Here is an 18,875-nt window from a genome sequence, read left to right as displayed (position 1 = left end):
TAGAATCAGTGAGAAAAAGTGGTGCGTGAGGGAGACCCGCTCAGGAGGCCTTTTAGGCCGTGGCCGGTAAAAGAGGCTTCCAGCCGAAGAGCAAACCTCCAGTTCTCACTGGAGGTTTTGATTCGTTAACTAGGGCATCATTCATTCTATAAAAATGATTGTTTATATAAGTACTTCGTGATGTTACGAACATCTTTTTCGCTAAATGTCATGTGGTAAATCTGTTCAATCATCCTAATATGATCGGCTAGTCGAAAATCAATAGCGTCAAATCGCTCTTTATCAGAAGGGCGTTGGTCTTTTTGTTGAGCGTGATGATCGATTGTGGAGGCTAGATGACTGATCAAGCCAATTTGAATTTCTGGTGAAATATCAATATCGATATCGGTTCTCAGTGTTTTTAACCAAGTATCAAGAGTCGAAATTAAGTCACCGCCTGGTAGATGTTCGATCATTGGGCCATAGTAAGTAATTAAATTTTGCAAACTATATTCGTAATCAATAACTTGTTGAATCTGTGTAAGGGAGTGATCATTTAACAGCTGATTGAGAGAGAGATAGGGAATGTCTAGTTCAGGAATCGTAAAGGCGCCTGCACAAAAAATAATTTTCCCTTTTTCTTGAATCTGCTGAATATTAGTCATCAATTCAAGTTGATCGGTCAGTTGCAGAAAAATAATCTCACATTGACCGTTATACAAATTAAGTTTGTCTTTTAACAACTCCTTGATTAGTTTGGCACTGCCTTCACCAGTTGTGCAATAAGCGATGATGTAGAGCTTCGTTACAGTTTCAGCAATGGCCGGCAGCGGTTGATCTGAGTTAACTGCTGGTTGAGTGATGTTCCTAAGTGAATAGATTATTTCAGTTAAGGAGTAGCCTAAAGAGGCTTTCTGACTGGCCTCAAGGACATGTAACGTACTTACGAGACTAAAAATTTCCATGTTTCCTTGAAGGATGGTCATCAACTCTTGGGAAAAGTTTGTCAGAGAGCCCATATCAACCATTAGCAACCAATCTCCTTGATTTTGTTCTTTGGTTAAATAGTCTTTGATGTTCTCTAGGACATCGCTTGCGTTAACTGATAAAGGCATATCAAAGCCAATGACATTTTGATAGCCCAATAGGTCGTTAACAAAACTTGCCATGCTACTGGCTGTAGAATTTCCATGGGTGACAATCAGAATTTGAACAGGATGACTCGTTAGGGGACTCTTTTGTTCAGGTAATAAAAACAATGTCAGGAAGCCAACTTCTTCTTCGGGAAGAATTACCTGGAAACTGTTTTCAATAAGTGGTTTGATACTTAAGGCCACTTTATAAACTTGTTTATGCTCTTGTTTAATAGTCGAAAGAGCTGGGTTTAATAGTTTGTCACCACTTTTAATTTTATTAACAGTGGTATAAAGGTGTTGGCCAAGAATTGAGTATAGGGTCTCTGGGTAGTGATAATTAAGCATTTGCGAGGCAAGCTCGATAACTTTAAGGGTAGTTTGGAGCATTTCCTCTCTGACAGGCGGCCCTTTAAGTTGCTGTGATTGGCTTTTTATTTGTGCAACATAATGATCAACGGTTGAATAGATGACATGATTAGCTGTTTCTGAGTCTATTCCTAATTTCTCAATATCACTTAGTTTTTGTTGCACCACCTCATAGATCGATTGTTCTTGAAAGACGACGTCATAATTGTTGGGAATCCCTGGTGTAAATGTGATAAAACGCGTATTGGTTCCTGGCATAAATTCCCAGATCTGTTGCTTATCTTCGCTATCATACAACCCATTTTTGATATAAGTAGGTAAATCATAGCTAGTAATAGCCAATTGATCCTTATGGCTAACGGTTTTAGTCGCATAGGCGCGAGCTGCTAACAATTGAATATCGCTTTTTAGCTGCCCAATATTGTGCTGACAAGGATAACCTAATAAAGCTCGAATGGAATTGTTGGTAATATGAAGGGGTTCCTTGAGTTTCTCAGCTTCTTGATTTAGAAAAAAGTAAATCAGCGTTAGTTTTTCTTTAAACCCTCGTTCTTTCAAATTAGGTAGCTGGATTTTCATGGGGATGCGTCGTAAAAACGTATCAAGAAGATGAGAATCAATCTTTTCAGTTGTGGCGCAAATAATTTGCACATCGGCCTGTCGTTCTTTTGCTGACTCACCTAAGCGCCTAAAGGTGCCGTTATCCATAAAGGTGAACAGCATTTCCTGGCCTTCAGGGGGGAGCCGGTGAATTTCATCTAAAAATAGGATCCCGTGGTTGGTTGATTCAATTAAGCCTGGCTTATCTGATAGGGCATTAGTGTAAGCCCCTTTGGTAACGCCGAAGATATGACTGAGAATCAGTTGCGGATTTTCAGCGTAGTCCGCACAGTTAAAGACAGTCAAGTTAGCTTCACTAGCAATGATGCCTTGCTCGACGGAAAAGTCGTAAATCAACTGGGAAAACATGCTTTTACCTACGCCTGTTTCACCTGTTAACAAAATAGGCATACGTTTTGGTGGATAGAGGACAGCGGCGATGGCTTTGTCAATGCAATCATTTAGACTAGGGTTGGTCAGTTTAAATTGTTCAAGCTGGGTCATCTTATGGCTAGTTTTGACAGGGTAAAATAAAACAGGGCGGTTACTTGTTTTATGAATCACGTTTTGTTTCACTAATTCGTTTAAATCATGGCTGACATTTGCCCGACTAAAGCCTAATTTTGACGCAAGTGTCTGGGTGTCAACGGGCCTTTGTTTGCTATAATGCCGCATTTCCTTGAGGATTATGTCGATTCTTTTCATCCCAATGGTCACTCCTTACGGTAGGTGTTTGTTTTAGTATATCAAAAAGAGAACGGTTTCTCCATAGTGTTTTAATAAGTGTTTTATTTGCCTGCTTAGTGTTTTAATTTCTTTTTTCTTTCGTTGAATGACTGATATATCAAGACATTAAGTTGTTTGGCACAGAACTTGCTTAGATAAGGTTAAGAATAGGAGGGAGCAGATGGAATTAGAACAGACAATTATGAGAATTATTGTCCATGCTGGACAGGCAAAGTCTCTAGCAATGACAAGTATTGAATTGGCTCGAGGAAACAAAATAGTTGAATCAGATGAACAGCTTCAGCGCTGTAGTGAATCGATGAAAGAAGCACATAAGGCTCATTCGGAGTTACTGGCTTTTTTCGCTAGTGAGGAAACACAGCAAGTGGTGCCTTTATTGTTAGTTCACGCAGAGGATCATTTGATGGCGGCCACCACGTCTTTTGATTTTGCCAAAGAATTTAGGTTATTATATCAGGCTATTTATAAATAAGGGGGGAAACAACGTGAAAATTGTCTTAGCATGTGCAGGCGGTATGTCAACGGGGATGTTAGTTAAAAAAATGGAGGAGGCAGCTCAAAAGGAAGGGTTAGAAGTCCAGATCTTAGCGTGTGGCTTATCAGATTTAGGGGACAACATTGACGGAGCGGCCATTATTTTACTCGGTCCCCAAGTGGGCTATCAAGAATCAGAAGTTAAGCAAAAATTTCCAGAAGTTCCAGTTAAAACGATTAATATGGAAGATTACGGCATGATGAACGGGGCTAAAGTACTAAGGGATGCCTTGTTGGAACAGAATTGAGAGGAGAAACGAAATGACTGAGGAGAAAAAGTTTAATGTGAGTAAATTGAATAAATTTATTAACAAATTTTCGAGCAATGTCTTTGTTCAAAGTATTGCCAATGGGATGCTGATGATTTTACCGATCACGGTAGTTGGCAGTATGTCAACATTGATTGGCCTGATTCCCAATTTGCCAGAAACACTTGCTAAAGCATCTAGCTTAGGGACGATGATTGCCAGTAATTTAATTAGTGTTTACGTCGTTATTGCCTTGTCTTACGCCTTAGCCAGAGAACGGAAAGGGGAAATCATTCCGTCAATCATTCTATCCATGGCCTGCTTTTTCGTGCTGACGCCAGTTTCGAGTTTCGAGATAGCCGAAGACAAGACGGTGATGGCTTTTGATTTAACCTATCTAGGATCCAAAGGGATGTTTGTCGGCATGATTGTCGCATTAGTTGTTACGTGGACCTTTTTAAAGATGGTGGAGAAACGAATTACATTAAGAATGCCAGAAGCCATTCCAACTAAAATTGCTGCTCAATTTGAAGCGATTATACCAGCAGCAATCATCTTTTTTGTAGGATTAGCCATTAGTGTAATTTTTTCAACAACCGCTTATGGGAATATTCATGATTTTATTTATACTAATTTACAAACACCTTTGGAAGCCATGGGAAGTTCTATTTGGTCAGTGTTATTGATTATGTTTATTTCTGAGTTACTGTGGTTTTTTGGCATTCATGGTGGCATGGTCGTATCGTCGATTATTGCTGTATTGTTTACGACCCAGGCCTATGCCAATATGGAAGCCGTAGCCAATGGGGAAGTGGCTACTAACATCATTAATTCCTTTTTCTTAGATACCTATAAGGGGCCGCGAGCCATTGCTTTAGCTTGTATTTTAGTTTGGGCCTCTAAAAGCGAAAAATTTAAAACAATCGGCAAAATTTCCTTTATTCCCGGAATTTTTGGGATCACTGAACCGATGAAATTTGGGATTCCCATGATTATGAATATACCAATATTTATTCCTTTGACCTTAAGCGCTGCTGTCTCAGTTGCAATTGCTTATGTGGCCACAATTATTGGTTTTTTACCTGTGGTTAGTATTAACGTGCCGAAGATGTTTCCGGCCTTTATTTCAGGATTTATTGCTAGCGGTTGGCGAGGATTAGTGGTTCAATTGATTCAATTTGTTGCCGTGGTCGCCCTTTACTGGCCCTTTATGAAAAAAATGGATAAAGAAAATCTCCTGTTGGAACAAGAGACTGTTGAGGTAACTGCCGATGGTCACTAACTTCTTATCGCTGGAAGTGTCTATCCAGGGAGCTGATGTTTGTCTAAGCCACCCTAAACTGGCAGGTGAAAGTCAAATCAGCATTTACGACTCGCCAACATTAGCAAAGGCTTGTCTGGCGGTGAGAGGGAAAGCGAAGCAGGGCGTGATTCAATTAAAAACGGCGCTAACTGGTCGCTTATACGTTGTTGTCAGGCAAGACAAGCTGGTATTTATTGGGGCAACTAGGCGTGTCATGATCGATGGCTTATATAATTGCCGTGATTTAGGTGGGTACGCCACAGCCAATGGTGAGTTAGTGCGCTGGGGAGCGCTGTATCGTTCGGATGCCTTGGATCATCTGACACTTTCTGACCAAATGTACTTGCAAAACATGAAGTTAGGCACAGTGATTGATTTTAGAACAACTGGCGAACGAGAAAAACGCCCCAATCAATTGTGGTCGTCAGTGAAGGAATGGCAATTCGATCCTAAAGGGACAACGGCAAAAGAGGCAGGAGAAATGCAATTGGGGCTCAATGATCAGGAAAAAATTGAAAGCTTGGAAAAACTGGCGCAAACAACCAAAGGACAAAATGAACTCCTGCAAAAGCAACATAGCATGGTGCAACAGATGCGACGTTTAGTCGAATCAACAGAAGCTCAACACGCATACAGTCAATTTTTACATCAGTTGTTGATTGCACGAAATGAGGGGCCAGTTTTGTTTCATTGTCAAGGTGGCAAGGACCGAACGGGTTGGGCGGCAGCTCTTGTATTAGGTTTGCTTGGTGTTGACAAACCAACCATTTACGCTGATTACTTATTAACGAATGAATTTAATCAGGAACGGAATCACCAACGGATGTCAGTCTATCGTAGCTATACAGACAATCCCTTAGTCTTAGATTATTTAAGAAGTTTGCAGTTGACCACGATCGATTATTTAGATGGGGCATTTGATGTGCTGGCAGAAAGAAACCAGTCAATCGAAACATATGCCCAAGTGAATTTGGCGTTTTCTAAGACAGATAGTGAAGACTTAAAGAATTGGTTATTATATGGAAGAGATAACCCATAGACGATTTTAGAAAATGGAAGCTAATTGAGGAGGAATATCATATGAAAAAAGTTCCAACAGGATTTCCCGAAACTTTTTTATGGGGTGGCGCAACGGCTGCCAACCAAATAGAAGGGGCTTATCAGGAAGGCGGCAAAGGGCTGTCCACATCGGATTTTGCTGCCTATAAAGATCCCTATACATCAGGGAAAGTGGACAACTTTACTTTTAATGTCAGCTCTAAGGAATTGGCTGAGTATCAATCAAATGAGGGAGCTTACCAATTTCCGAAACGTTGGGGGATTGATTTCTATCACCGCTATCCGGAAGATATCGCCCTTTTAGCGGAAATGGGATTTAAAACCTTTCGCTTATCCATCTCATGGGCACGAATCTATCCGACTGGTTTAGAAAATCAACCGAATGAAGAAGGACTCGCCTTTTACGACAAGGTTTTTGATGAATGTGCAAAATATGGAATTGAGCCATTGGTTACGATGTCTCATTACGAAATGCCGATTACCTTGACAGAAAAATACAATGGTTGGCTGAGTCGCGAGTTAGTTAAGCTGTTTGAAAAATATGCTCGCACGATTTTGACGCGCTATCAGGACAAGGTCAAATACTGGATCACCTTTAATGAGATGAACATGAATTTGAATAGTCTCTACACAGGGGCAGGGGTCTTAACAGATCTGCTACCACCAGGGAAAATGCTGGAAGCCACGTATCAAGCGTCTCATCATCAGTTCCTGGCAAGTGCTTTAGCCGTTAAGGCTGCTAAAGAAATTATTCCCGAGGTTAAAATTGGCTGTATGATTAATCAAATTGAATCCTATGCTAAAACTACTAAACCGGAGGATCAGTTACAAAGTTTGAAATCCAACCAATTGAATATGTTTTATCCTGACGTACAAGCAAGAGGGGAGTATCCGTCATATATGACTCGATATTTTGCCGATAATCAAATAGAACTGGCAATTTTTCCAGAAGATGCTGGCATTTTGATGGCAGGAAAAGTTGATTATGTGGCCATTAGTTATTACATGTCACATGTGACAGAAGCCAGAGAAGATGCGTCGAAATTAGCGGGATCCTTTGATAGCCCCATAAAAAATGAACACTTGGCATTAACTCAATGGGATTGGCCCATCGACCCAATCGGTTTGCGAATTTCGCTGATTAAGTTATATGATCGATATGGGCTCCCATTGTTTGTCTGTGAAAATGGTTTGGGGGCGAAAGATCAATTAACTTCTGACAATCAGGTTCACGATGATTATCGGATTGATTATATGAGAGAGCATATTAGTCAAATGAGAGAAGCCATTAAAGATGGGGTGGAGTTAATGGGGTACACCTCGTGGGGATGTATTGATTTAATTAGTTGTGGAACATCACAGATGAGTAAGCGGTATGGTTTTATTTACGTGGATCAAGATGATAGTGGGCAAGGGACGCTAACTCGCTATCGCAAGGATTCGTTTCACTGGTATCAGCAAGTGATTAAAAGTAATGGAACTCAGTTATAATAGTTGAATTTAGTGAAGAGGTTAGTGGCAATGCTAACCTCTTTTTCGCTTGCCAAGCTCTTGTACGTCACCAGAAAATCCAAAGTCTAACCCTGTTGCCGAATAAATTCTTTGAATTCATCAATATTGGCTCTTATTCGAGGTTCGTAATAATTTCTGGCTTTAATGCGATACCTTTCTGCTGCTTCCTCGGCCTCTTGATTTGTTTTGTAGTGACGAGTTTGATCTTTCTCGATTAGATTCCCTAAAATGACGCGCCTGCCCTTTACTTGAACCACAATACTGATGATTAACGCCAAAGTTTTTTCAATAATATCAGAATCCTCCAACTCCATCCGACTAGCTCCTTTTTGTGATGATCAAGTCCCCATAATGCTGGACTTGTCTCTTAGTTTGTTGATTTAACTCATATTTTGATGCTTTAAAAAATGATCGATGTGTTATATAATCATTACTAACTGTGGCAATAGTCTCAAGTTTATATACCGCAAGTCTACGTCAATCATCAACTATTATGGCTATAGAGGTGCTCACAATTATTACATACGATTTGATAACTAAAACTAGCTATTTTTTTATCTAAAATAGTGATTAGCGGTGAATCATCTAATGGGCAACACAACCGATTGCCTTTCATTTTTAAACTGTTTTTTGAATGCTTAGGCTGATTGATCGTACTGAAATCAATTAGTAGATCGCCTTTATTGCCACAGGAACACTCATAATCAAACTCAACTTTTTCATATGAGGTATAACAAAGGTAGCCGATGGTTTCGTTACAATTCTCGCAATAAATCCAGCTAGCATACTCTTTCAAAAGTTTGGTATTGGTTAATTTTTTTCTGCTAAACGTTCTGGCCAATGGTAGCCTCCTTTTTGGTCATTAGTTGATGTCATGATAGCCATGTTTATTTGTATGATATTAGTTTAATTGTACGAACGGATGTTCTTTTTGTCAAGTGGGTAATCAACAATTAAGAATGTATTTTAACTAAAACTTGGACCTATTAATCAGATATCATTCAATAAACTATTTCTAGATGGCGCAATTTCGTCACTATGTTATTTCAATTTAAAAACAAAGGTAGAAAAATCTAGCTTTCTCGATGAAACAACGTTTCGATGCTATAATATTTGCTAAAGATATAACAACGTTACCAATTATCTCTCACTAGCAGTGGTGGGGGAAAAAAGTTAGAAAAGGGGTTGATAGTATGAAACGTTCTATTGATTTACCAGAAGAAGAATTAGAGCAAGCGGATGCTTTTTTTGAGAAACTAGGAACAACGACTGATTTAGCAATTGAATGGTTTATTAAAACGACTATTCGAGAGCAAAGAACAGTTTCGATTCCTAAAAAGAAGAACAGAGGAGACAAACCCATTAAGTTACTTCTGATGAAAATGGCATGTTGAGATTACCAGAAGATGCTCCGCAAGAGGCTCCGCAAGAGGCTCTATCTATGTTACGTTGGTTATCATGATGGTACAGGTGGAAAAGAACGGCCTGTTGTGGTTTTTGACGTTTGAAGTACTCGGGGTCTACTCTTATAAAGATAAATTCGAGGGTAAAGAGTATCAGGAAAAGTTGTATGAAATCTCGGACCTAAGTGCTGCGGGATTAACGAAACGCTCTTTTATCGATGTTTCGTTGTCGTATGAAGTAACTTTTAACGATTTGTTTTATGCAATAGCCGAGAACACTCGCGACTTTAGTCGTGTAGATGAATCGGCTTCGGTTGTGGCATAGCTTTAGCTATGTTGAACAGCCGATATCATATCTATTAAAATATTTTTGGAATTTAACGATGACATATGTTAAACTATTTCCAAGGAGGTTTTTTCATGTCAGAAGTACATCATGGTCGTGGGTATGTCTATTCTATACAGTATCATTTAGTTTGGTGTGTGAAATATAGACATCATATTTTGCACGGAGACATTGATACATATGTTAAAAAATTATTAAACCAGATTGCATTAGATAATGATATTCAAATCATTGAAATGGAGTCAGATAAAGACCATATTCACTTACTTATTGAATGCAAACCTCAACATTATATTCCTAATATAATGAAAGCATTTAAAGGCGTGTCTGCACGGCTCTTGTTGAAAGAGTATCCCGAACTTAAAAAGCGTTTGTCGGGTGGTCATCTTTGGAATTCTAGCTACTTTGTCGCGACAGCTAGTGAAAATACAGACGAGCAAATTAGAAACTACATACAACATCAAAAAAAGAAATAACTATATACATCCTGTTAAATAATCAAACATATAGTTCCATTGGATAATGCGCATAATCATCCGCTAAGAGTGGTGCTTTCAGCTTTTTTTTAGCTGGAAGCTTAACGATTGATCACCTTTACTTCGAATTTGTTGAGATCGAAGCTTTGCGTAGTGATTAATTAATAGGGGCTATCTATCAAATCATGGTGAAAAGAGTAAAACTGAAAACAGAAGGAGTTCTAATGATCAAAAAAGAAGAGATGCCTTTATGTGATGTGGCAACTAAAGTTCAATTAGTTGGAAGTAAGTGGAAGGTGCTAATCATTAGAGAACTTATTTCAGGGCCTAAAAGAACTTCCGAACTCAAACGTTCTTTAATCGGAATATCTCAAAAGGTTTTAACTGAAAGTTTGAATTCAATGATAGAGGATGGACTTGTGACTAAGCTAGATTTAAAAAAAGTACCTCCTCACGTAGAGTATCGGTTAACCCATCTTGGAGAATCATTTCTACCAGTTATTGAAGCTATGAGGCAATGGGGAAGCTATTATAAGTCTCAATTAACATAGGCACAATTTTGTGCCTACTTCACAAATTGCCTGGTATCACCTAGTATTAGGATAGTACCTATTTAGTGAGGAGAAGATCATAATGAGTATCGAGCTATTTGAGTTTACTTCCGTTCATACAATGTCTAAACTAGTGGAATTAGAGTGTGAACCTGTTTTACAAGTAATAAAAAGTGATAAAATGATGGAATTTGATGAAAATACCTACGCTAAGGCGAAAAATACTTCCTTTCACAATGGAGTGATTGAAGTAAAAGTGTTGAGTGAGCTGTTACCAAATGCACCTGACTTTGCGAAAGGGTTTATCGGCATAGCGTTTCGAATCAGTGAAGATGATTCTTCGTTTGAATCTTTCTACATCAGGCCAACTAATGGACGAGTAGAGGATGCGGTTAGAAAAAACAGAGGAACACAGTATTTTTCTTATCCTAATTATACGTTCGAATATTTTAGAGATCGAGGGATTACTGATTTTGAGTCCCCAGCAGATATCGGCCTTGGGGAATGGATTACAATCAAAGCTGTTATTGAAGATCAAAAAGCTACTTTCTATGTCAATAATGAAGACACTCCCACGCTTAGCGTTGATAATTTGCTACTAGGGGCTGAAACAAGAGGGGCGATTGGGCTTTTTGTGGATGTTGGGACACAAGGTTTCTTTAAAGAGTTGAAGATTACGTCATACGATTAAGAAAAATGGTTTTGGTATTTGTAAGTGATCTAACTAGTTGTATCAAAACGAGTAACATTGGTTTGCTCGTTTTTTTTTATGAATTAGTTGAAAAAGGGCTGCACATACTATGACATGACTAAAACTAGGCCTATCAATCAATAATCTGTTGCTAGACGCAATTTCGTCACTATACCAGTCTGGTTTATGCTAAAATTAAACTAACTATTGAAATAAGTGGGAGGAAAAGAGATGAATGAATTTAACTGGCAAAATGAGTCAGAGCTAGAAATGCTGACAGAAACATCATTAAAAATGAGAGCGTTACCTCAGACGGATTTTTTCGTTAACCCAGAAACTAGTCAGGTGACGAATTCTGCGGCCTTTTATTTTAAAGAAATTACTGGCGATTTTGTTTTACAAGCCAAGGTCACCCCTGAATTTCAAGGTATTTACGACGCAGGGTGTTTATTTTTTATGAAAGATGACACCCACTGGGGCAAATTGTGTTTTGAAAATACGGATATTGGAACTCAATCCGTCGTTTCCGTTGTGACTAATGGAACGTCAGATGATGCCAATGGTGTCGATATCCTTGGAGGCACGATTCATTTACAGATGATTCGTAAAGGCGATTTATTTGGTTTTCATTATTCCCACAATGGTCAGGATTATTTGATGAATCGCTATTTTAAGCTGGCCTGTGGTCCGACGCTTAAAGTAGGGCTTGTCGCTCAATCTCCATTAGGTAAGGGGACCAGTATTTTATTTGAAGAGATCAGCTTGAGAGAGCTAACTGCCCAAAATGTTCGGTTGGGAGAGGTCTAAGAACTAAAAGAGCATCACCAATGTCTGTCATTGGTGGTGCTCTTCTAATTCTGTTAACAATTCCAGCAGCTTGGTAGCATCTTCCTTGGCTCCTTTGAGAGTTGTAATGAAGCGATCTGTGACGTAGATAATATCATCCTCTGGTGTATCAATCACCTTTAAAATATCCACTTGCCGATCATTATCTACTGCGTTTAACATTCGCAAGATCGCTATCATGGAGTAGTGAGCGCTGCGCAAAGTACGAATGATTTTAGCTCGTTGTATATCAGTTTCTCGATAGAGATGGTGACCTTGAGAATTAGTTTGAACAGTCAGTAAACCACTTCGTTCCCACTCTCGCAAGACATTTTTAGTGATTTTTAAGTGATCAGCTGCCGACTGGCGATTGACAAATAACACCTCCGACTCACCTGTATCAATCCGCGCTAATAATTCCTTGGTAATTAAAATAGATTCCCGAGCATTGTCTTCTTCGAAATGAAGATTATCAAGATAACGATAGGTAAGTCTTCGAGCTTTTAGGTAATCACCATTCGCCGTAGCCTTAATGATGTCAACGATTTGATGTCTTAAATTGCTAGCTAAAATTTCAGATTGAAAGCCAGTTCTAATTAACCTGACATGAAGTAGATGGTGATCAGTATACAGACGATACCCATTTGATTTTCTACTGATCGGTGGCATTAAACCCATCTTTTCATAGAAACGAATGGTATTGGGGTGTAAATCAAAATGATTGGCAATTTCGGCCGTCGAATACTCAGTCTGCAAGTTCAGCAACATCCTCTCTTCAAGAATGCTGCCAGTATAACATATATTTAAACCCTCCAGTATACCACCACCTGATTTTTTTAGCGTATTCTAATGGTTCATCAGTGAAAAAGGAGGAAATATCAATGACAACAACTAATCACCCCATCGCCATTAGTGTTCAAGAGTTAGTAAAATCCTTTGATAAGGTAATGGCGGTCGACCATCTTAGTTTTACTGTCCCGAAAGGCACCATATTTGGTTTACTTGGGCATAATGGAGCCGGAAAATCAACAACCATCGATTGTTTATTAGGAACCCAAGCTTATCAATCGGGACATGTTTCAATTTTAGGGGAAGATCCGATTAAAGTGAGAAAGAAATTGTTTCAGAAAGTAGGTGTTCAGTTTCAAGAAACTGCCTTTCAAAGTCAATTGAAGGTCAAAGAGATTTGTCAAATCACTCACTCTTTATACGAGCGACCTCGTGACTGGCAGAAAGCCTTGGAAACATTCGGTTTAGCAGATAAAAAGCAGGCCTTTGTTTCCACCTTATCTGGCGGAGAAAAACAAAAATTATGCATCCTATTAGCAGTCATGGGAAATCCGGAGGTGATTTTTTTAGACGAATTAACAACGGGATTAGATCCAAAGGCACGAAGAGAGGTTTGGCGATATCTTCATCTGTTGAAGGAACAAGGGGTAACTATTTTTTTGACGTCTCACTTTATGGATGAAGTGGAAAACTTATGTGATCAGATCCTTATCTTAAAAGAAGGAAAAACCATAGCCAGAGGAACTGTTCAGGAAGTGATTGAAGCAAGCGGTCAAAAAAATATGGATGAAGCATTCTTATATTTAATGGGGGAGGAATTTTAAATGAAAACATTTTGGTTATTATACCAATCAGAGGCAAAGTTGTCGATTCGTGAAATGTCATCGATTATCTTTGGTATTTTTCTACCTGTGGGGATTATTCTATTAATGAGTTTCCTGGATAACAGTCAGGTCATGATGAACACCAATTTCGCAGCAGTTTCGACAATCGGTATCTGCTCGGCGGGAGTCATGGGGTTACCACTAGCGTTGTCTTCCTACCGAGAACGGAAAATATTGAAGCGATATCAGGTAACACCTATTAGTCCACTTCAGTTATTGCTAGCTCATCTCTTTTTCTGCTTTACGATCAGCATTGGTTCCATGATCTTGGTATTAATTACCTTGCGGATTTTTTTCAACTTTACCTTTATGGGTTCTTGGTTGCTCTTCATACCCAGTTATCTGCTAGTTATGATCGCGATTCACGCCATTGGCTTAGTGGTAGCCAGTTTGTCACCAAGTGAAAAAGCAACTGGGGCAATCAATTCAGCGATTTTTTTCCCAATGTTTTTCTTATCAGGGGCCTCAGTTCCTTTTGAGATCTTACCGTCAAGTTTGCAAAAACTTGCCAGTCTGATGCCACTAACTCAGGGAATCAAATTACTTAAATCAGTTGTGCTAAACCAACAAATTGCTAATGCTAGCTTGCTGATTCTTAGCAGTATCTCGATTCTTGGGATTGCCATCGCCATTAAATTTTTCTGTTGGGAATGATCGTTTAAAGTATTTCAGCTTAACTTCAGTGAGTTCTGAAGTTAGGTTTTTTTTGTAAGTTTGATAAAACTGGGAGTGGTTCACTGGTGATAAGCGGATAAAAAAACAGTCTAAATGAATCACTATTGGTGCAAATTCTCTGTGATTTGTTGTATGATAACCTAGTAAGCACCATGACAGAGGAGGATCGTTGTGAAAGAATTAAACTTTGTTAAATTGTTTTTTGGGGTAATGTTCCTAGTATTTGTTGGATATGCTATTTTTTTGTATCAGGAGAAATTGCTTATTTATGAACTATTAAGTGGCTTTACCGCTCTCGTCTGTCTCGCTATGGTTTTTAGTAAGCAAGACTAATCTCATCCAGATACCTAACTAGAAAAAATAATTAATCGAGCACCATCTACATTGAGAAAAGTTAAAACGAGGGAAAGCTATTTTAGCTGATGTGATGGCATCTTCGAAACTGTAAAAAGACCCTATTTTGAACGAATAATAGTTGAGTAAAAAATAAACACAGGACTCGACGTGGACTGTGTGACACCCGTTTTTGTCTGAATGACCGGAAAAATAAAAATTTGGCATTAGTATCCTCCCCCTCATTTAAATTATATCAACAAATTATCGGTTAGGTAACTATTTTTATTAAAAAAAGCAGATAAATAGCTGTTTTTGAGGAGAAAGTTTGCTGAACTAGCGTTGAAAAAAGGGAGATGTCATGCTAAAATGTAGCTGTAAACAAGAGGAGACGGCCCTTGATAGGTTGTTTCAACTAAAGATCTCCTTCGATTAGCAACCCAGTCATATTGAATTGCCTTGAAGGATGACTAGTGGACTAAGGGGCAGTCAGAACCAAGAAAGCGGGGAAATGATGTTTGACCAAATTAAGTTAAAATCATTAACAGAATTGGAAAAAGAAATTGCCCTGTATATCAGTGCCCACTTAGAGCAGGTGGCCTATATGCGAGTGCGTGAAATTGCTTCTGCCACTCATTCATCCCCGGCTACTATTATTCGCATGAGCCAAAAGCTTGGCTTTGATAGTTTTCCCGAACTACGTGCCAGACTAAAACAAGAGCTTAGCAAGCGCAAGCAGATTCTTGGTGAAGAGGCTAGCCGCCGCAGTTTATTAGCCGGTGATGTTTTTCCAGCCGATTTTGATCAAAAAGTCGCCGTTTTAGTGGAACGTTTGAAGCAAGCTGATTTTATCCACTGTATTGGCTTAGGCGCTTCAGGCATCATGGCTGAATACGCTGCCAGACAATTTTCAACGCTAGGCTATCGCAGTTTTGCCTCTACGTCCACTTATTTTCCCTATTTAGCACCGAAGAAGGATGTTAATCCTAACCAGCGGGAAGTCTGTCTCTGTTTTTCAGTCTCTGGAGAAACGGTTGAAATTGTTCATATTGCCAAGCTAATTGCTAACAGTCACATCTACACTGTCAGCATCACCAATAAAGAAGTTAATACCTTGTCGCAGATTACCGACTTGGATATTTATTATCACTCTTCCTATGATCGGGTTCATTACAACGCCGATTTATCCTCCCAATTGCCTGTGGTTTATTTTATTGAAACCTTGGTAAAAAAACTGTATCTCTATGAAAATCGAGTAAAATAATAGAGCCCTTGTGATCATCAATCACGAGGGCTCTAGTTGCGTCTAAGCTTTAACCGCTTGTTCATCCATTAAGGCTTGTTTATCAGCCACTTTAAAGAATGGGAACCATAGGAGAATGTTAAGGGCAAAGGCGACCAAGAAGATCACCACATATTTCCATCCCCCTTGGAGTGCCATTAATATCGGAGCTGGCGTTGTCCACGGTAAGCTAATCAAGGGATTAAGTTCTGTAAAATTCAGAAGTTTAACCATGAGCCAAGCCGATGAGCCCATGACTAAAGGACCAATGGCCATCGGAATAAAGAAAATCGGGTTCAGCATTAACGGCATCCCGAAAACCAAGGGCTCATTTACATTGAAGATGATCGGTGGGCCAGCCAGTTTTCGCAATGAGCGATAGCGATCGGATTTGGCTGTAAACATGGCCACCACTAAACCATAGGTTCCACCTTGACCACCAAACCCATTACCACAAACCTGAGCAATAACCCCCATTAATAGAAATGGCAAAGGTTGGCCATCTTTAAAGGCATTCATATTGGCCGTTCCATTAGCTAGCAGCATCGGCATGACAACCCCGTAGACCATGTTGGGGTGAATTCCAAAGAACCACAAAATATTGGCAGCAGTAAAGATAATAATAATAGCAATTGGTGAACTGGTTAAAGTTTGCAAAGGCAATTGAATAATCCCGTATATAAAATAAAAAATACTGTTAAAAGGGGTAAAACTAAAAGCAACCCGAATAACGAAAAAGAGAGTAAAAATAACACCAGAAATCAAGGCAGGACTGAGAGACTCAGCCACATTCGTCGGAACGGTATCAGGCATTTTGATCGTCAAGTTCTTCTGATTGAGCCAAACAAATAAAAAGCCAACTAACCAGCCAACAAAAATAGCAACCATTAAACCAGTACCACCCGTGAAGAACGTTCCAAAAGCCTCTTGACTTTCGATCCCCGTTACAACAGCTTTTCCTGGGAAATTCGTGATAGCGGTTTCTAATGTTGGTACCTCAATTTTTTGTGGCATTAAAATAAGAAAACTCCCAACAGCCAAAAGTCCTGCAGATAAAGGATTTTGTTTCTCATTACGGGAATAAATGTAAGCGAAATTAAACACTACGAACAGCGAGATGGCGTTGATGGTGCCGCCAATGACTGAATCAAAATGGACTTTCATGCCAGAGCTTTCAATCCAAGCCATCCAAGCAGGGATCGGAAAATTTCCGATGATCATTAATACAGCGGCTCCTAATGTTACCGGGGTTGTCCGCATAAATGCTTCTGATAAGGCACTAAAAAATTTACTTTGACTCATCCAATTGGCCACAGGACCAAGAAATTTATTTAAAAACTTTTCCAATGTCTCCATTGTTTATCTCCTCAATTCTATCATTGTTATAGCAAAGAGGGCAGTTGTCGCTCTAGCCCTCTTTACTGGTAATCCTTAATCCTTTGTCAGTGATTGACCATTGCTGTTGATCACTTCTTGATACCAATAGAAGCTATCTTTTTTGTAGCGCGTCAGCTCTTTTTCAGAGGTTTCATCCCGGTCCACATAGACAAACCCATAGCGTTTTTGATAGCCGTTTAACCAGCTTAAGAGATCAGTGAAACTCCAAGTACAATAGCCCATTACCTCAACGCCATCGCTAATCGCTTCCTGAATCGCCAAACAGTGGTGCTGCAGATAGTCGATTCGCCCTTGATCGTGGACGGTGCCATCGGTTTCCAAGGTGTCAAATTCTCCTAAGCCATTTTCAGTGATTAAGACTGGTAGATCATAACGACTGGCAATTCGGCGTAAGGCGACTCGTAGTCCTTGATGATCGATTGTCCAATCCCAGTTAGTCCGTTCTAAGTAGGGATTTTCCACCATTTTGAAAAGACCCGGCATACCAGATTCTTGTGTGGAGCCTTTCTCGCCAGTGTAGTTAGCTTCTCCAGACATGCCAACCCCATCTAAAGGATTATTGGCAACTGTCATGGTCTGATAATAATTAAGTCCCATAAAATCCGGTTTACCCTCTTTTAACAAAGCCAGATCTGACTCAGTAATTTCAGGTAGAAGGCCCATTTTCTCAAGATTTTTAAGCATAATCCGTGGGTAGCGACCAAAGGCGTAAACGTCCATCCAGAAATGAGCAGACATATCGCTAATGTTTTCATAGGCCAGAATATTTTCTGGTCGACAATCTAATGGATAAGCCGGGGCAAAGGCAAAGCTCGGACCAATTTTCCCAGAATAGCCGCCTTCACGAAAGGCTTTAATAACCGAAGCATTGGCCAGATTGGCAATGTGATTAGCTGCATACATCCGTTTTGGATCTCTGACAGCCGGTGGGTGAGTGCCCATCATATAGCCGTGCATAATAAAGACGTTTTGTTCATTCAAAGAGACCCAGTACTTGACTCGATCACCATAAGTATCAAAGAGCAATTTGGCGTAAGTGGTGAAATCTTCAATAATTTGGCGAGACTCCCAACCTTGATACTCATCCTGTAAGGCCTGAGGTAGATCCCAATGATAAATGGTGACGATGGGTTCAATATCATGTTTTAATAACTCATCAATTAAATTACTGTAAAATTCCAGCCCAACTTGGTTTATCTCGCCTTTACCAGTCGGGAAAATCCGCGACCAGGCAATGGAAAAGCGATAAGCCTTTAATCCCTGTTCAGCCATCAGGGCTACGTCTTCCTGGTAACGGTGGTAATGGTCAACAGCTACTTGACCATTGCTGCTTTTGAAGGTGGTTCCTGGGATCTTAACAAAATTATCCCAGACCGAAGGCCCTTTACCATCAGCATCCCAAGCCCCTTCTACCTGATAAGCAGCAGAAGCAGAGCCCCAAAGAAAATCAGTTGGAAATGAATCCAGTTGTGGATGAAACATTGTTTATCACTCCTTTAGTTTTGTCGGCCAGCCCTAAACAGTCCAAGTTAATTTGCGTTGTTTAGAATTTCCTTTTGCTAATGACCTCATCTTTATGATAACCTGAAAGCCTGTTAGGTGTAAGGGCTTCCCAGTCTTTAGGTTCATCTATCTTTTATGAAACGCTGTGTTTCAATCGACCTTGAAGATCCTTTTTTTTGGTAATGTTAGGTGATAGAATGAGAGTGATTCTATTTCAGAGATGATCCCTAAGCAA

21 protein-coding genes are annotated in these 18,875 nt (G+C 39.6%); 15 read left to right on the top strand and 6 right to left on the bottom strand.

Annotated elements, in window-relative coordinates:
- Positions 1-146: 146 nt before the first annotated feature.
- Positions 147-2,786: a sigma-54-dependent transcriptional regulator gene (locus tag I6N95_RS26000; RefSeq protein WP_209532961.1), complete on the bottom strand. Its 2,640-nt coding sequence runs from the start codon at positions 2,784-2,786 to the stop codon at positions 147-149.
- Positions 2,787-2,988: 202 nt separating this feature from the next.
- On the opposite strand from I6N95_RS26000, the gene I6N95_RS25995 reads away from it, so the two are divergent.
- The 5 genes from I6N95_RS25995 to I6N95_RS25975 are packed head-to-tail and all read left to right on the top strand — an operon-like array spanning position 2,989 to position 7,463.
- On the top strand, positions 2,989-3,300 hold the full coding sequence (locus I6N95_RS25995) for a PTS sugar transporter subunit IIA (protein WP_209532958.1): 312 nt from the start codon (positions 2,989-2,991) through the stop codon (positions 3,298-3,300).
- Between the two features lie 13 nt (positions 3,301-3,313).
- On the top strand, positions 3,314-3,610 hold the full coding sequence (locus I6N95_RS25990) for a PTS sugar transporter subunit IIB (protein ID WP_209532956.1): 297 nt from the start codon (positions 3,314-3,316) through the stop codon (positions 3,608-3,610).
- A gap of 13 nt (positions 3,611-3,623) precedes the next feature.
- Complete coding sequence (locus I6N95_RS25985) at positions 3,624-4,892, top strand: PTS sugar transporter subunit IIC (protein ID WP_209532955.1); 1,269 nt, start codon at positions 3,624-3,626, stop codon at positions 4,890-4,892.
- Positions 4,882-5,952: a tyrosine-protein phosphatase gene (locus I6N95_RS25980; protein ID WP_209532953.1), complete on the top strand. Its 1,071-nt coding sequence runs from the start codon at positions 4,882-4,884 to the stop codon at positions 5,950-5,952. The genes I6N95_RS25985 and I6N95_RS25980 overlap by 11 nt, the downstream gene beginning before the upstream one ends.
- 41 nt (positions 5,953-5,993) lie before the next feature.
- Complete coding sequence (locus I6N95_RS25975) at positions 5,994-7,463, top strand: glycoside hydrolase family 1 protein (RefSeq protein WP_209532952.1); 1,470 nt, start codon at positions 5,994-5,996, stop codon at positions 7,461-7,463.
- 86 nt (positions 7,464-7,549) lie between these two features.
- Here the strand turns inward: I6N95_RS25975 and I6N95_RS25970 are convergent, their stop codons facing one another.
- Together I6N95_RS25970 and I6N95_RS25965 are read right to left on the bottom strand one after the other, a co-directional pair.
- The gene (locus I6N95_RS25970; RefSeq protein WP_209532951.1) at positions 7,550-7,798 is read right to left on the bottom strand and encodes a hypothetical protein; all 249 of its coding nucleotides are present in this window, start codon (positions 7,796-7,798) and stop codon (positions 7,550-7,552) included.
- A 170-nt stretch (positions 7,799-7,968) separates the two neighbouring features.
- Positions 7,969-8,325: a hypothetical protein gene (locus I6N95_RS25965; RefSeq protein WP_209532950.1), complete on the bottom strand. Its 357-nt coding sequence runs from the start codon at positions 8,323-8,325 to the stop codon at positions 7,969-7,971.
- 352 nt (positions 8,326-8,677) lie between these two features.
- On the opposite strand from I6N95_RS25965, the gene I6N95_RS25960 reads away from it, so the two are divergent.
- From I6N95_RS25960 to I6N95_RS25935, 6 genes are all read left to right on the top strand, one after another.
- Positions 8,678-8,878, top strand: a complete 201-nt coding sequence (locus I6N95_RS25960) for a hypothetical protein (protein WP_209532949.1) — start codon at positions 8,678-8,680, stop codon at positions 8,876-8,878.
- A gap of 76 nt (positions 8,879-8,954) precedes the next feature.
- Positions 8,955-9,212: a hypothetical protein gene (locus I6N95_RS25955; protein WP_209532948.1), complete on the top strand. Its 258-nt coding sequence runs from the start codon at positions 8,955-8,957 to the stop codon at positions 9,210-9,212.
- 95 nt (positions 9,213-9,307) lie between these two features.
- Entirely contained in the window at positions 9,308-9,709 is a 402-nt protein-coding gene (tnpA, locus tag I6N95_RS25950) for an IS200/IS605 family transposase (protein ID WP_209532947.1), read from the top strand.
- Between the two features lie 224 nt (positions 9,710-9,933).
- Positions 9,934-10,260 (top strand): winged helix-turn-helix transcriptional regulator, encoded by a 327-nt coding sequence (locus I6N95_RS25945; RefSeq protein WP_209532946.1) that lies wholly within the window; start codon positions 9,934-9,936, stop codon positions 10,258-10,260.
- Between the two features lie 82 nt (positions 10,261-10,342).
- On the top strand, positions 10,343-10,951 hold the full coding sequence (locus I6N95_RS25940) for a hypothetical protein (protein ID WP_209532945.1): 609 nt from the start codon (positions 10,343-10,345) through the stop codon (positions 10,949-10,951).
- Between the two features lie 231 nt (positions 10,952-11,182).
- On the top strand, positions 11,183-11,758 hold the full coding sequence (locus tag I6N95_RS25935; RefSeq protein ID WP_209532944.1) for a DUF1349 domain-containing protein: 576 nt from the start codon (positions 11,183-11,185) through the stop codon (positions 11,756-11,758).
- Positions 11,759-11,785: 27 nt separating this feature from the next.
- Here the strand turns inward: I6N95_RS25935 and I6N95_RS25930 are convergent, their stop codons facing one another.
- A complete protein-coding gene (locus I6N95_RS25930; protein ID WP_209532943.1) occupies positions 11,786-12,532 on the bottom strand; it encodes a MerR family transcriptional regulator in 747 nt (248 codons plus the stop codon).
- A gap of 125 nt (positions 12,533-12,657) precedes the next feature.
- On the opposite strand from I6N95_RS25930, the gene I6N95_RS25925 reads away from it, so the two are divergent.
- The 4 genes from I6N95_RS25925 to I6N95_RS25910 all read left to right on the top strand — a co-directional run bounded on the left by I6N95_RS25925 (position 12,658) and on the right by I6N95_RS25910 (position 15,721).
- The gene (locus I6N95_RS25925) at positions 12,658-13,389 is read left to right on the top strand and encodes an ABC transporter ATP-binding protein (RefSeq protein ID WP_209532942.1); all 732 of its coding nucleotides are present in this window, start codon (positions 12,658-12,660) and stop codon (positions 13,387-13,389) included.
- Positions 13,390-14,103: an ABC transporter permease gene (locus tag I6N95_RS25920; protein ID WP_209532941.1), complete on the top strand. Its 714-nt coding sequence runs from the start codon at positions 13,390-13,392 to the stop codon at positions 14,101-14,103.
- Between the two features lie 192 nt (positions 14,104-14,295).
- Positions 14,296-14,457 carry a hypothetical protein gene (locus I6N95_RS25915; RefSeq protein ID WP_209532939.1) on the top strand — a complete coding sequence of 54 codons (162 nt, stop codon included), beginning with the start codon at positions 14,296-14,298 and terminating at the stop codon, positions 14,455-14,457.
- A 514-nt stretch (positions 14,458-14,971) separates the two neighbouring features.
- The gene (locus I6N95_RS25910) at positions 14,972-15,721 is read left to right on the top strand and encodes a MurR/RpiR family transcriptional regulator (RefSeq protein WP_209532937.1); all 750 of its coding nucleotides are present in this window, start codon (positions 14,972-14,974) and stop codon (positions 15,719-15,721) included.
- Between the two features lie 42 nt (positions 15,722-15,763).
- Here the strand turns inward: I6N95_RS25910 and I6N95_RS25905 are convergent, their stop codons facing one another.
- Together I6N95_RS25905 and I6N95_RS25900 are read right to left on the bottom strand one after the other, a co-directional pair.
- Entirely contained in the window at positions 15,764-17,095 is a 1,332-nt protein-coding gene (locus I6N95_RS25905; RefSeq protein ID WP_209532935.1) for a PTS sugar transporter subunit IIC, read from the bottom strand.
- A gap of 75 nt (positions 17,096-17,170) precedes the next feature.
- Positions 17,171-18,619, bottom strand: coding sequence for a glycoside hydrolase family 1 protein (locus tag I6N95_RS25900; RefSeq protein ID WP_209532933.1), 1,449 nt, complete (start codon positions 18,617-18,619; stop codon positions 17,171-17,173).
- Positions 18,620-18,875: the final 256 nt, after the last annotated feature.

The organism is Vagococcus allomyrinae, assembly GCF_017829975.1.
Classification (GTDB): domain Bacteria; phylum Bacillota; class Bacilli; order Lactobacillales; family Vagococcaceae; genus Vagococcus_D; species Vagococcus_D allomyrinae.
Note: the sequence above shows the minus strand (reverse complement) of the source record. Positions and strands in the feature narration are given on the sequence as shown.